We start from the raw sequence: 12,014 nt of genomic DNA on the forward strand, positions 1-12,014 counted from the left end.
GGCCATGCAGGTCGTTCTCGCCACCCACAACCAGCACAAGGTCGAGGAGCTGCGGCGCATCCTCGCCCCCCGGCTCCCCGACCTCGACGTGCTGGCCTACGACGGCCCCGAGCCGGTCGAAGACGGCGTCACCTTCGCCGAGAACGCTCTGATCAAGGCGCGCGCCGCCGCCGCGCACACCGGTCTGCCGGCCATCGCCGACGACTCCGGCATCTGCGTGAACGTCCTCGGCGGTTCGCCCGGCATCTTCTCGGCACGCTGGGCCGGGCCCGCCCGGGACTCCGACCAGAACCTGCAGCTGCTGCTCTGGCAGTTGGGCGATGTGGCCGCCGAGCACCGCGGCGGACACTTCACCTGCGTCGCCGCGCTGGCCATGCCCGACGGCACGGAGTGGCACGTGACCGGGGAATGGCTCGGGCAGATCCTGACCGAGCCGAGCGGCGCCGGCGGCTTCGGCTATGACCCGATCTTCCTGCCCGACGGCTATGCGATCTCCGCCGCCGAGCTGACCCCGAACGTGAAGAACGAGCACAGCCACCGGGCGAGGGCCTTCGGCAAGCTGATTCCGGTGCTGGAGACGCTGCTGGAAGCCTGACTGGCGCATCCGTCTCGACTGCTGAGAACGGCACTCATTCCGAACTGACGGCTGAACTGGCGGCCGGGTGCCCGCGGCCCTAGCGTGGAGGCATGGGCCATGATCACGCGCACACCTCGCAGACGAACCGTGCGCGTCTGTCGGTGGCGATCGGGATTGTCGCCGCGGTGCTCGTGGTGGAGGTCGTCGGCGCCTGGCTGACCGGTTCCCTGGCCCTGCTGGCGGATGCCGGCCACATGTTCTCCGACCTCGCGGGTCTGATCATCGCTCTGACGGCCACCGTGGTGGCCGCGCGGCCGGCTACCGACCGGCAGACGTTCGGTTACCAACGGGCCGAGGTGTTCGGTGCCCTGCTGAACGGGCTCATCCTGGTGGGGGTTGCCATCGCCGTCGTGATCGGCGCCGTCGGCCGACTGGTCGACGCCGGCGGCAGCGAGGTGCGGGCAACTCCCATGCTGGTCGTGGCCGTGATCGGCCTCTTGGCCAACGTTGCGGCCCTGCTCCTGCTGCGCCCGGCGGCCGAGTCGTCGATCAATATGCGCGGCGCTTACCTCGAGGTGCTCGGGGACACCCTGGGCTCAGTGGCGGTCATCGCCGCGGCCGGGGTCATCCTGGTGACGGGCTTTGTACAGGCCGATGCGATCGCGTCGCTGGTCATCGCCGGCATGATCGCGCCCCGAGCCCTCGTGCTGCTGCGCGACGTGGTGCGGGTGCTGAGCGAATCGGTGCCGGCCTCAACGGATGTCGCAGAGATCCGACGGCACCTGCTGGAAACGAACGGCGTGGTGGCGGTGCACGATGTGCACGTGTGGATGATCACCTCCGGAGCCCACGTCTTCAGTGCCCACGTCGTGGTCGAACCTGTGGTGCTCGGCTCGGGTGGCTCCGGCGCACTTCTCGATGAGCTTTCCGCGTGTCTGGCCGACCATTTCGATGTGGACCACTCGACGTTCCAGCTCGAGCCGGCCGAGCACGCGGCGCACGAGGAGAACCCGCACCGGTAGCGTGACCCGCCGGGAGCAGCCCGGACTGTGTTGAGCCCGGACTGTGTTGAGTCCGACTGCGTTGAGCTCAGAGGTCGTGCTTGTGCTCGTCGTGCGTGTGCTCGTCGTGCGTGTGCTTGTGGATGTCCTCGAAGGCGTCGGCGTCGAGGACGAGGCTTCCGGTTTGGATGGTCCGTCCGGTGCGTGCGTCCCGGCGGGCTCTGGACGCGGACTGTAGGTAGTGGAAAACGGTGGGGATGAGCGTGATGAAGACCGCGGCCAGCAAAATGATGTCGATGTAGTTCTGAACGAAATCTGCGACTGGCGGGATGTAGCCCAGGAAGAAGCCGAAGTAGGTGAGGCCGGTGCCCCAGAGGAGGGCGCCGATCAGGTTGTACAGCGAGTATTTGCGGTAGTCCATGTGGCCGACGCCGGCCGCGACCGGGGCGAAGGTGCGCACGATCGGCACGAAGCGGGCCACGATGACGGCCACGCCGCCGAAGCGAACGAAGAACGCGTTCGTGCGCTCGACGTTCTTGATGCTGAACAAACCGGATTCTTTGCGCTCGAAGACCCTGGGCCCGAACTTGTGCCCGATCAGATAGCCGACTTCTCCGCCGAAAAAGGCCGAGAATCCGATGGCCAGGGCCACCCACCAGATGTCGATCTGGATGACCCCGGCAAAGGTCAGCAGGCCGGTGATGACCAGCAGGGTGTCGCCGGGAAGCAAAAACCCCACCAGCAGGCCGGTCTCGGCGAAGACGATCGCGCAGACGCCCAGGAGGGCCCAGGGTCCGAACCCGTTGATCAGGACTTCCGGGTCGAGCCAGGGGATGACTGCCGTGGGAAGCAGGGCTGTATGAATCACTAAGAAACTCCTGTGGGCGTCGGTCAGATCGGCCGGGCGGCGGGATCACTGTGTGCTCTGTTATAGGCTAACGCGGTTTTCCGACAGTGCGCCGTGGGCTCGCAGTGGGTCAGGGAGCCTGGACCACTGTCGGGTCGTCGGGGAGCGCGCTGCGGGCATCCAGCCGGTTCTGGGCGCGATCCATCAGCAGGGTGCGCATGCCGAAGACGATTGAGGCGGTGATGAAGACCCCGGCGATGACATAGGCGGTGCTCTTCACGCCAGGGATGGCGGCCGCGTAGTAGCCGGTCAGAGTAAGACCCACGCCCCAGGCCAGGGCTCCGACCAGATTGCTGGTCAGGAACGTGTAGTAGTTCATGCGGCCGACGCCGGCGATCACGGGCACGAAGACGCGGCCCCATGGCATGAACCGGGCGACGACCACTGACCACCAGCCGTACTTGCGGTAGAAGGTCTCCGTCTTGGCGATGGCCGTGCGGGTGTGGCGGCCGCCGTGGCGGTCCAGGTAGGAGCGGCCGAAGTGGCGCCCGAGCAGGAAACCGACCTGGTCACCCAGGAACGCGGCGATGCCGGTTCCGACGGCCAGAACGGCGATGCTCAGGCTCGGCGTGGATGCAGCCACCAGGCCGGAGCCGAAAAGCAGGGAGTCGCCGGTGATGAACGGGATGAAGACCCCAAGGAACACCGCCGTTCCGGCGAAGACCAGGGCCCAAACGAGCAGGTAGAACAGAACGACGCTGGTACTCTCCAGCAGTTCGTTCAATTGGCCGTCCAGGGCCGAGATGTGACTCATGTGCGGGAGAGGGGACTTGAACCCCCACGCTCGAAAGCACAGGAACCTAAATCCTGCGTGTCTGCCAATTTCACCACTCCCGCGAAGTGCGCTTCCAGTGTACTTCGAGGGAGAGCCCCGCCCGTGAGCGTTGGCCACCTCTCTGGACCGGGCACCGGGGCCACCGCACTGTCGCATCGCCGCACGGGTCGGCCAGATCTGCACGTCTCCGGGCGCGTGGCTGTGGATAAGTCGGGCGTGGTCGGCGAGGGATGGGCGATCATGCAGGAATGAGCGAAGCCGTGCGCATCATCACCGAGCAGGTTCGCACTCGGGTGCGTCGCGACGGCGTCGACCTGGCGTCGAACTCCGGGCTCGCCGAGCAGTACGTGCGCGACGAGGTGCAGCGCTACGCCGAGCGGGCGCTCGGCAACTCCCTGCCGCTGATCGCCGACGAGCGCCAGGCGGCGCGCGAGGTCGTGGCCTCACTGACCGGGTTCGGGGCGCTGCAACCGTTCCTCGACGATCCCGGCATCGAGGAAATCTGGATCAACGCGCCCAGCCGGGTGTTCGTGGCCCGCGACGGGGTGCCCGAGCTGACCACCATGGTGCTCACCGCGCGGGAGGTGCGCGACCTGGTCGAGCGGATGCTGCAGGCCTCCGGCCGCCGCGTCGACCTCTCCTCCCCGTTCGTCGATGCCTCTCTGCCCGACGGGTCGCGGTTACACGTGGTCATCCCGGATATCACGCGCCAGCACTGGGCGGTCAATATTCGCAAGTTCACCCGGCGCATCCGCGACCTGAACCAGCTGGTCGGGCTCGGGTCGCTCACGCAGCAATCGTCCGAGTTTCTGCGCATGTGCGTGCTGGCCGGGCAGAATATCCTCGTCTCCGGTGCCACCCAGACCGGCAAGACCACCATGCTCAACGCCCTGCTCTCGGCCACGCGCAAGAACGAGCGCATCGTGACGGTGGAGGAGACGTTCGAACTCGACCTGGCCGCGCGCGACGTCGTGGCGATGCAGTGCCGCCAGCCGAGCCTCGAGGGAACCGGGGAGATCACCCTGCGCCGCCTGATCAAGGAGTCGCTGCGGATGCGCCCCGACCGGCTGATCGTCGGCGAGGTGCGCGAAGCCGAGAGTCTCGACCTGCTCATCGCCCTGAACAGCGGGCTGCCGGGCATGTGTTCGATCCATGCCAACAGTGCCCGGGATGCGCTCGGCAAACTGTCCACGCTGCCGCTTCTGGCGGGCCGCAACATCGACTCCTCGTTCGTGCTGCCGACCGTGGCCGGCTGCATCGACATCGTCGTGCACTGCGAGATCGACCGGCACGGACGGCGCCGGGTGACGGAGATCCTTGCGCCGAGCGGCCAACTGTCAGGGGCGATGATCGAGGCCAGCCCGATCTTCCTGGCCCAGCGGGGCGCCCTTGAGCCGACCGGGGGGTATCCGACGAAGCTGGCCAAGTTCCACGCGGCCGGACTCGACCCGGCCATCGTGCTGCGGGCCGGGGCCGTATGACGCTCGCACTCGGGGCTCTGCTCGGCACCGGGCTGCTCCTGGTCGCCGCGCCGTTCCTCTGGCCGCGCACCAGGGGCAAGGCCCGGTCCCGCACGCCGGGACGGCTGCGGGCGAACCTCGCCCAGGCCGGACTCGGCAGCCTGCCGCTGCCGGCCTTCGTCGCCCTCTCGGTGGTGCTGGGGCTGGCGGTGTCGGCGCTGAGCCAGGCCCTCCTGGGCATCGCTGCCCTGTCGATCGTCACCGCGCTCGCCGGGCTGTCGCTGCCGACGCTGATGGTCGTCTGGCGGGTGCGCGCCCGGCGGCGGGCGAACCGCGCCGTCTGGCCCGACGTCGTTGACCACCTGGTGTCAGCGGTGCGGTCGGGCCTGGCACTGCCGGACAGCGTCGGCAGCCTGGCAGGGGCTGGCCCGCTGTCGACGCGGCCCGCCTTCGCCGAGTTCGCCCGGGAATATCAAGCGACCGGCAACTTCGGTTCCGCCGTCGACGGGCTCAAGGTCTCCCTGGGTGACCCGGTGGCCGACCGCATCCTGGAGACGCTGCGCATGGCCCGGGAGGTAGGCGGCAGCGACCTCACGGTCGTGCTGCGCAGCCTCGCGGCCTGGCTCCGGCAGGATGCCGCCATCCGCTCGGAGGTCGAGGCGCGCCAGTCCTGGATCGTCAACGCGGCGCGGCTGGGCGTGGCCGCGCCCTGGATCGTGCTGCTGCTCCTGGCCTCCAGGCCGGAGGCGGCGGTTGCCTACAACACCTCCGCCGGTGTCGTCGTGATCGTCGGCGGCCTCGGCGTCTCCGTGGTTGCCTACCGCCTGATGGTGGCGCTGGGACGGCTGCCAGAGGAACGCCGGTGGTTCAAATGAGCGCCGCGCAGGCCTGGGCGCTGTTCTGCGGCACCGCGTTGGGCGTGGGGCTCTGGTCGCTCGCCAGCTTGGTGCCTCGGCTGAGTCGGCCGCGCCTCGCGCAGAGGCTGGCGCCGTACATCCTCGACGTGTCGGCGGAGGCGCGGCTATTCGTGGGGCGCACGACGGTGCATCCGTTGCCGGTGCTCGGCACCCTGTTCGCGCCCGTGTTCGGCGCCCTCAAACGAGCGTTCGGCGCCGTTCTCGGCGGCACGGAGACGATCGCCCGACGGCTCCGGCAGTCGGGGTCGGTCCGCGGCACCGACGAGTATCGATCGGAGCAGGTGGTGTGGGCGCTCGCTGGACTCTTCGTCGGGGCAGGTGCGGTGGTTGCCCTGCCGGCGTTTCGGTCGATGCCGGTGCTGGTGCAGGTCGTTCTGCCGGTGGTCGCCGCGGCGGGCGGCGCGCTGGCCCGCGATTGGATGCTCGGCCGCGCCGCCACCGCCCGCCTCGCGCGCATGCAGAGCGAGTTTCCGACCGTCCTCGAGTTCATGACGCTGTCTCTGTCGGCGGGGGAGGGCATCCTGGATGCGCTCGCCCGGGTCTCGCGCACGAGCACGGGCGAATTGTCGCGGGAGCTGGCGGGGGTGGTGGCGGATGTGCGCACCGGGGTGCCGCTCGCCACCGCCCTGCACGCGTTGTCACGTCGGATCGCGCTGCCTGCGGTGACCCGGCTGGTCGATCAGGTCACGGGTGCGCTCGACCGGGGAACCCCGCTCGCGGAGGTGCTGCGCGCCCAGGCGCAGGATGCCCGCGACGAGGCCAAACGCGAACTGATCGAGGTGGCCGGCAAGAAAGAGGTGGCCATGCTCGTGCCGCTCGTTTTCCTGATTCTACCCATGACGATCCTGTTCGCGATCTTCCCCGGCCTATTCATCCTGCAGAGCGGATTCTGAACCACTGAACCACTGAACCACTGCCGCACGAGAGAACCACTGTCCCCACGAGAGAAAGTGAGTCAATCATGAAGACACTGCAGCGACGTGTGCGCGACCGGTGGAGCGATGCCGGGGGCGATGAACGAGGCGACGTTCCGGGATGGGTGCTCATCACCCTGATGACGGCCGGGCTGGTCATGATCATCTGGGGTCTGGCCGGTCCGGCGTTGAGCGGTGTGTTCCAACAGGCGATCGACCGGGTCAGCGGAATGTGACCGGCCGTGACGCGCACGCGGGGGAACCGAACCCGATCGCTCGGTGGTGAGGAGGGGTCGGCGGCCGCCGAATTCGTGATGGTCGGCGCACTGCTGACCGCGCTGACGCTCGGCGTCATGCAGCTGGGGCTGACCCTGCTCGTGCGCAACACCGTGCTTGACGCCGCCGCCGAGGGAGCCCGGTACGCCGCGCTCGCCGACAGCGGGCTGGGTGAGGGTGCGGCACGCACCCGCGAGCTGATCACGACGTCGATCGGGCCCGCGTATGCAACCGATGTGGAGGCCAGCTATGGGGACTATGGCGGGTTCCCGAGCGTGCAGGTGCGCGTCGTGGCGCCGCTGCCGCTGCTGGCCCTGTTCGGCGTCGATCGCGGGCTGGAGGTGGTCGGACATGCGGCGGTCGAGACCCTGCGGTAGTGGGGGCCGAGTCAGCCGTTGGCGTGTGTGGTCGGCGAACGGAGAGCAGGGTTCGGTCTCGCTGGAGTTCATCACGGCCGGCCTGATCCTGCTGGCGCCGCTCGTCTACCTGGTGTTGGCGATGGCGGCGCTGCAGGGCGGCGCCCTCGCCGTGGAGGGAGCAGCCCGCCAGGCCGCACGCGTCTACGTCCAGGCGCCCGATGAGGCCGCGGCGAACGCCCGCGCCGAGCGGGCCGTGCAGTTCGGGCTCACGGACTACGGCATCGACCCTGCGGGTGCCGAGGTAAACGTGGCCTGCGAGGCCGGTGTGAACGGATGCCTGACCCGGCAGAGCACAGTCACGGTCACCGTGCGCATCCGGGTGGCCTTGCCGCTGCTGCCGGACCTCCTCTCACTGCGCGACTCGGCCAGTGTTCCCCTGGAGGCCCAGGCCACGCAGACGGTGTCCCGCTTCTGGCGGGCCGGATGAGCGGCGGCGGAGGCTCGGCGGTCGCCTGCGCGGCCGCGCTCGCGGGCACGCCATCGGGATCGCGGGCGGCGCGGTGGCGGCGCCGGCTGCCGATCCGGCCCGGAGGCGAGAAGGGATCGACGCTCATCCTCACGATCTTCTACGGCTTCCTCGCCCTGCTGCTGATCCTCGTCGTCGTGGCCGCGACCTCTCTGTACCTGGAGCGCAAACGCCTGCTGACCCTCGCGGACGGCGCTGCGCTCGCCGGGGCCGAGGCGTTCGACCTGGGCGCGATGGCCGTCACGGTCGACGGCTCGGGCGCGGAGTTGCGACCCTCCCTGTCGTCTGCTGGAGTGCGGACGGCCGTGGAAGAGTTTCTCGCAGCCACCCCGGATGGCCGGATGGAGGGACTGAGGGTGAGCGGTGCGGCATCCGTCGACGGGCAAAGCGCCACGGTTTCACTGAGTGCCTATTGGCGTCCGCCGGTGCTGGCCGTGCTGCTGCCGGCCGGGGTGCCGCTGGAGGTCACGGCGGTGGCGCGCTCGGTGTTCCGCTAGCGTTAGCGAAACGCGCCTGACCCGGCGCAGGGGAGGAGAACCGTGACGGCCGAGCGCGACCGCCTGACCGGTGCCGGCGCCCAGGTCGTGACCGAGGTGAGCATCAACTTCGGGTCGTCCCTCGCCGGTCTGGCCATTCCGCTTGTCGGCTCGCCCGTCGTCGTCGCAGTGCGGCAGCTGGTGATGGCCGCCACGGTGCTGCCCTTTTACCGGCCAAAACTGGCCGGCCTCAGCTGGCGTCGGCTGTGGCCGGCGCTGGCGCTCGGTGTCGTGCTCGCGGTGATGAACCTCACCTTCTACGAGGCTGTCGACCTGCTCGGGCTCGGCATCGCGGCCACGATCGAGTTCCTCGGTCCGTTTGCTCTGGCGCTGGCCTCGTCGCGCCGCCTGCTCGACTTCGTCTACGCCACCGCGGCGGCCGGTGGGGTGTTCCTGCTCACCTGGTCTGACGGGGCACTCAATCTGCTCGGCATCCTCTTCGCCCTGACCGCGGCGGCGTCATGGGCGGCCTACATTCTGCTGACCCGCAAGGTGGCCGTGACCTTCCCCGGGCTTGAGGGCATTTCCGTGGCCAGCGTCGTCAGCCTGACTTTGCTGGTGCCGTTCGCGCTGCTCACGGTCGACTGGCCGAGCCTCAATTGGGGCGTGATCGGGCTGCTGCTCGCCATCGGCGTGCTTTCGTCGGCGTTCCCGTACACGCTGGACACCTTCATCTTGCGCCGCATCACCCCGCGCCTCTACGCGATCATCACCAGCTTCGGCCCCGTGATCGCGGCGCTGTTCGGCGCGCTGGTACTGGGGGAGACCTTCCTGGTGCAGCAGCAGATCGCCATCCTTGTGGTGTGCGTGGCGGCCGGCGCGGCCATCGCCAGCCAGCGCGAAACGCCGAAATCCGAACTCGAGATCATCGCGGGCGCGATTCCCTGATCGGGCGCGATTCTCCGATCGGGCGCGTGCGGGCATCCGTCGCCGGCTGCCCGGCGTTGAACCAATTCGACGGAGATATTGTCTCAAAGGCCTGTTTTCAGCGGGTCTGGGGCTGATTTTGGCAAAATCTCCGTCGAATTCGTTGGGGACAGGCTATCTGCGCAGCGCCCGCGGCTCGGGGACTGACTCGGCTAGGTGACGATGATGCCGAGGTGTGCGGCGAAAACGGGCGCAAGCAGGCTGAGCTGGGCGTCATCGATGGTGGCGCTGCGCAGCCCCTCAAGCCCGTGGATGGCACTGAAGTCGCTCGAGCGTAGGTCGGCGTCCTTGAGGGTGGCACGGGTCACATCGAGGGTGCCGACGCGGCAGTCGCGCATCTCGAAGCGCTGCACGGTGGCGCCGCCGAGGTCGAGCTCCTCGATGATGCAGTTGGAGAGCAGCACATCGATCAGCGTCGCCCCGCGCAGGTTCACGAAGTCGAGCTTGGACTCGTCGATGTGCACCGAGCGCAGGGTGGCCTCGTAGAGCTCGAGCGACCCGAGCCGGGAGTGCTCCACCCTGACGTCCCGCCAGCTCGAGCGGGGCGCGCAGAAGACGGCCGCGTGCAGCTCGCGGGCCACGCAGTCGGCGACGGATGCCCCGCGCAACTGCGTGTCGCTGAGGGAGACTCCGCGCAGCTCGCACTCCTGGAAGCCGATGCCGGTCAGGTCCCGGCCGGACAGGTCGCATGCGCTGAAGCGCTCGGCCTCCCGGCTGTCACCGGCGCGGAGGTCGCTGCCGTCGGAGTCGGTCAGGCCGGCCAACACGATTCGGTCGATTCGGGGACCGCGGGTATTCGCGCGTGCCACCGTCAGGAGACGGGAGCAGCCGCGGCGGCAGTAGTAGTGGCGGGAGCGCCGGCAGCGGGAGCGGCGGGGGGAACCGCTTCCAGCACGAACACCGGGATGACCCGGTCGGTCTTTTTTTCGTAGTCGGCGTAGTCGGGGAACGCGGCCACGGCCCGCTCCCACCACGCAGCGCGTTCGGTGCCGGTGACCTCGCGGGCCAGCATGTCCTGACGGCTGGGGCCATCCTGCAGCTCGATGAGAGGGTGGGCCACCACATTGCCGTACCAGACGGGGTTCTTCGGGCTGCCGCCGAGGGAGGCGATGGCGGCGTAGGCACCCTCGTGCTCCACGCGCATCAGCGGGGTCTTGCGCAGCTTGCCCGACTTGGCCCCGAGGGTGGTGAGCACGATGACGGGCATCCCGCGCAGGGTGGTGCCTTCCGTGCCTCCGGAGCTTTCGTACAGGTCGACCTGGTCGCGCACCCACTGCTGGGTGCCGGGCTCGTATTCTCCGATGAGGGGCATACGACCATTAAACGCCCTCGGTCGGACTCCCATTCCCCCGGGTTCAGCGCGTCGGGGCCGAGGCAGCGTCAGGGACGCATGCGCGGCCGGCGAGGCGCGTAGCGGGGGATGTAGCGGCCCAGAATCACGGCGCCGAACAGTCCGAACACTCCCATCACGACGCTGGCGATCGAGATGGTGGCGACCGCGGTCAGGCCGGCCACGGCCAGGGGGGCGACGGCCCCGCCCAGGTCGGCGGTGAAGCGCCATGCGCCCAGGAACGGTGCCGGGCTGTTGTTCTTCGGGGCCAGGTCGGCGCCGAGCGTCATCAGGAGGCCACTGCCGATGCCGTTGGCGAGCGACAGGATCATGGCCACGGCGACGAACCACTCCACGTTGCCGGGCAAGTCGTGTGTGAACGCGAGAATGAGGTGCCCGGCACCTAGGCCGATCATCGACGGGATGGCGGTCCACAGGCGGCCGAAACGGTCCATGATCTGGCCACTGACGTAGAAGAGGGCGAAGTCGACCGCGCCGGCGATGCCGATGATCAGGGCGATGTCGGGGACGCTGATGCCGATGCTGACCGCCCAGAGCGGGAGCAGCACCGTGCGGGAGGCGCGCATCGCCCCGATCAGGCCCGCGCCCGTGCCAAGGCGCAGGAGCACCGCTCGGTGGCCCCAGATGGTGCGGAACAGCCCCTGGGATTCCTCGGCCGCGAGCTCCCGCCCGGCCGGCATGACAGATCCGTCGGGCGCCTTCACCAGTTGCGGGCCACCGAAAGTGCTCTCGGGATCGGGCAGCAGGAGCAGCATCGCGGCCGCGCCGAGGCAACAGACCACGAACACCCAGAACACCGACTCGGTGCTGTCGGTGAGGCTGAGCAGGGCGGCGGCGATGAACGGGCCGATGAACCAGCCGGCGCGGAAGATGCCGCCGAGGGTCGACAGCGCCCGGGCCCGGTAGGCCAGAGGCACGAAGCTGGTCATGAACGCGTGGCGGGCCAGGGCGAACACGGCGGTGGCCAGGCCGATCAGGAAGATGCCGATGCCCAGCACGAGCGGGTTGGGAGCGACGATGCAGATCAGTACGGCGATGATCGTGAGCAAGGATGCCCAGATCATGGCGTTGCGCTCCCCGATGAGGGAGACCACCCAGCCGCTGGGGATGTCCCCGGCCAGTTCACCCACCATGATCATGGCGGCGATGAACCCTGCGATCGCGAGTGTGGCACCCAGGTCGTTGGCCACGATCGGGATCAGCGGGATGATCGCGCCCTCGCCGATCGAGAACAGGAGGGTCGGTAGGAACGCGGCGAGTGCGACGGAACGCATCTGGAAGGGGCGGTCGGCGTTACTCATGGCTTGTCGATGTTATCCCCGGGCGGGTGTTGGTGTTTCGAGTCCGCACCCTTACGGCACCTTCGACCCGAACGAATTCGACGGAGATTTTGGCTCTCCTGCTTCATCTGTGGGTGTTTCGGAGCGCCTTAACGGCCGCACGCCGCTTCCTGTCTAGGTTTCTGACTGTCTAGGAACAGAAACTCAA

16 protein-coding genes and 1 tRNA gene are annotated in these 12,014 nt (G+C 68.7%); 11 read left to right on the forward strand and 6 right to left on the reverse strand.

The window, feature by feature from the left end; all coding sequences use genetic code 11:
- Nucleotides 1-4 precede the first annotated feature (4 nt).
- Nucleotides 5-595, forward strand: a complete 591-nt coding sequence (gene rdgB, locus E3N94_RS05990) for an RdgB/HAM1 family non-canonical purine NTP pyrophosphatase (protein WP_104100213.1) — start codon at nt 5-7, stop codon at nt 593-595.
- Nucleotides 596-687: 92 nt separating this feature from the next.
- Entirely contained in the window at nt 688-1,599 is a 912-nt protein-coding gene (locus tag E3N94_RS05995; RefSeq protein WP_134569949.1) for a cation diffusion facilitator family transporter, read from the forward strand.
- A 67-nt stretch (nt 1,600-1,666) separates the two neighbouring features.
- On the opposite strand, the gene E3N94_RS06000 is transcribed toward E3N94_RS05995, so the two are convergent.
- The 3 genes from E3N94_RS06000 to E3N94_RS06010 form a co-directional block, all read right to left on the reverse strand.
- Nucleotides 1,667-2,431: a VTT domain-containing protein gene (locus tag E3N94_RS06000; RefSeq protein ID WP_104100285.1), complete on the reverse strand. Its 765-nt coding sequence runs from the start codon at nt 2,429-2,431 to the stop codon at nt 1,667-1,669.
- Between the two features lie 124 nt (nt 2,432-2,555).
- Complete coding sequence (locus E3N94_RS06005) at nt 2,556-3,239, reverse strand: DedA family protein (protein ID WP_134371733.1); 684 nt, start codon at nt 3,237-3,239, stop codon at nt 2,556-2,558.
- Between the two features lies 1 nt (nt 3,240).
- Nucleotides 3,241-3,322, reverse strand: a tRNA-Leu gene (locus E3N94_RS06010).
- A 40-nt stretch (nt 3,323-3,362) separates the two neighbouring features.
- Here E3N94_RS06010 and E3N94_RS16480 point away from each other — a divergent pair.
- The 9 genes from E3N94_RS16480 (at nt 3,363) to E3N94_RS06050 (ending at nt 9,136) form a co-directional block, all read left to right on the forward strand.
- Nucleotides 3,363-3,512 carry a hypothetical protein gene (locus E3N94_RS16480; RefSeq protein ID WP_166790071.1) on the forward strand — a complete coding sequence of 50 codons (150 nt, stop codon included), beginning with the start codon at nt 3,363-3,365 and terminating at the stop codon, nt 3,510-3,512.
- On the forward strand, nt 3,509-4,741 hold the full coding sequence (locus E3N94_RS06015) for an ATPase, T2SS/T4P/T4SS family (protein ID WP_104100210.1): 1,233 nt from the start codon (nt 3,509-3,511) through the stop codon (nt 4,739-4,741). The genes E3N94_RS16480 and E3N94_RS06015 overlap by 4 nt, the downstream gene beginning before the upstream one ends.
- A complete protein-coding gene (locus tag E3N94_RS06020; protein ID WP_104100209.1) occupies nt 4,738-5,595 on the forward strand; it encodes a type II secretion system F family protein in 858 nt (285 codons plus the stop codon). Before E3N94_RS06015 ends, E3N94_RS06020 begins: the two co-directional genes overlap by 4 nt.
- A complete protein-coding gene (locus E3N94_RS06025; protein WP_134569955.1) occupies nt 5,592-6,530 on the forward strand; it encodes a type II secretion system F family protein in 939 nt (312 codons plus the stop codon). The genes E3N94_RS06020 and E3N94_RS06025 overlap by 4 nt, the downstream gene beginning before the upstream one ends.
- A gap of 68 nt (nt 6,531-6,598) precedes the next feature.
- Nucleotides 6,599-6,787: a hypothetical protein gene (locus tag E3N94_RS06030; RefSeq protein WP_104100207.1), complete on the forward strand. Its 189-nt coding sequence runs from the start codon at nt 6,599-6,601 to the stop codon at nt 6,785-6,787.
- 6 nt (nt 6,788-6,793) lie between these two features.
- The gene (locus E3N94_RS06035; RefSeq protein ID WP_233191293.1) at nt 6,794-7,204 is read left to right on the forward strand and encodes a TadE family protein; all 411 of its coding nucleotides are present in this window, start codon (nt 6,794-6,796) and stop codon (nt 7,202-7,204) included.
- 25 nt (nt 7,205-7,229) lie between these two features.
- Nucleotides 7,230-7,673 (forward strand): hypothetical protein, encoded by a 444-nt coding sequence (locus tag E3N94_RS06040; RefSeq protein ID WP_134569950.1) that lies wholly within the window; start codon nt 7,230-7,232, stop codon nt 7,671-7,673.
- On the forward strand, nt 7,670-8,209 hold the full coding sequence (locus E3N94_RS06045) for a pilus assembly protein TadG-related protein (protein ID WP_104171588.1): 540 nt from the start codon (nt 7,670-7,672) through the stop codon (nt 8,207-8,209). Before E3N94_RS06040 ends, E3N94_RS06045 begins: the two co-directional genes overlap by 4 nt.
- 42 nt (nt 8,210-8,251) lie before the next feature.
- Nucleotides 8,252-9,136, forward strand: coding sequence for an EamA family transporter (locus tag E3N94_RS06050; protein WP_104193868.1), 885 nt, complete (start codon nt 8,252-8,254; stop codon nt 9,134-9,136).
- Nucleotides 9,137-9,327: 191 nt separating this feature from the next.
- On the opposite strand, the gene E3N94_RS06055 is transcribed toward E3N94_RS06050, so the two are convergent.
- The 3 genes from E3N94_RS06055 to E3N94_RS06065 form a co-directional block, all read right to left on the reverse strand.
- On the reverse strand, nt 9,328-9,984 hold the full coding sequence (locus tag E3N94_RS06055; RefSeq protein ID WP_166790072.1) for a pentapeptide repeat-containing protein: 657 nt from the start codon (nt 9,982-9,984) through the stop codon (nt 9,328-9,330).
- Nucleotides 9,985-9,986: 2 nt separating this feature from the next.
- Nucleotides 9,987-10,487 carry a nitroreductase family deazaflavin-dependent oxidoreductase gene (locus E3N94_RS06060; protein ID WP_134342960.1) on the reverse strand — a complete coding sequence of 167 codons (501 nt, stop codon included), beginning with the start codon at nt 10,485-10,487 and terminating at the stop codon, nt 9,987-9,989.
- Between the two features lie 68 nt (nt 10,488-10,555).
- Entirely contained in the window at nt 10,556-11,827 is a 1,272-nt protein-coding gene (locus E3N94_RS06065) for an MFS transporter (protein WP_134569952.1), read from the reverse strand.
- Nucleotides 11,828-12,014: the final 187 nt, after the last annotated feature.

The organism is Cryobacterium sp. Sr3 (assembly GCF_004402835.1).
Taxonomy (GTDB): Bacteria; Actinomycetota; Actinomycetes; order Actinomycetales; family Microbacteriaceae; genus Cryobacterium; species Cryobacterium sandaracinum.

Excerpts from the sequence above, each read along its gene's own strand:
- rdgB (WP_104100213.1), top strand. The coding sequence starts at position 5 with ATGCAGGTCGTTCTCGCCACCCACAACCAGCACAAGGTCGAGGAGCTG.
- E3N94_RS05995 (WP_134569949.1), top strand. The coding sequence starts at position 688 with ATGGGCCATGATCACGCGCACACCTCGCAGACGAACCGTGCGCGTCTG.
- E3N94_RS06005 (WP_134371733.1), bottom strand. The coding sequence starts at position 3,239 with ATGAGTCACATCTCGGCCCTGGACGGCCAATTGAACGAACTGCTGGAG.
- E3N94_RS06015 (WP_104100210.1), top strand. The coding sequence starts at position 3,509 with ATGAGCGAAGCCGTGCGCATCATCACCGAGCAGGTTCGCACTCGGGTG.
- E3N94_RS06020 (WP_104100209.1), top strand. The coding sequence starts at position 4,738 with ATGACGCTCGCACTCGGGGCTCTGCTCGGCACCGGGCTGCTCCTGGTC.
- E3N94_RS06025 (WP_134569955.1), top strand. The coding sequence starts at position 5,592 with ATGAGCGCCGCGCAGGCCTGGGCGCTGTTCTGCGGCACCGCGTTGGGC.
- E3N94_RS06030 (WP_104100207.1), top strand. The coding sequence starts at position 6,599 with ATGAAGACACTGCAGCGACGTGTGCGCGACCGGTGGAGCGATGCCGGG.
- E3N94_RS06045 (WP_104171588.1), top strand. The coding sequence starts at position 7,670 with ATGAGCGGCGGCGGAGGCTCGGCGGTCGCCTGCGCGGCCGCGCTCGCG.
- E3N94_RS06060 (WP_134342960.1), bottom strand. The coding sequence starts at position 10,487 with ATGCCCCTCATCGGAGAATACGAGCCCGGCACCCAGCAGTGGGTGCGC.
- E3N94_RS06065 (WP_134569952.1), bottom strand. The coding sequence starts at position 11,827 with ATGAGTAACGCCGACCGCCCCTTCCAGATGCGTTCCGTCGCACTCGCC.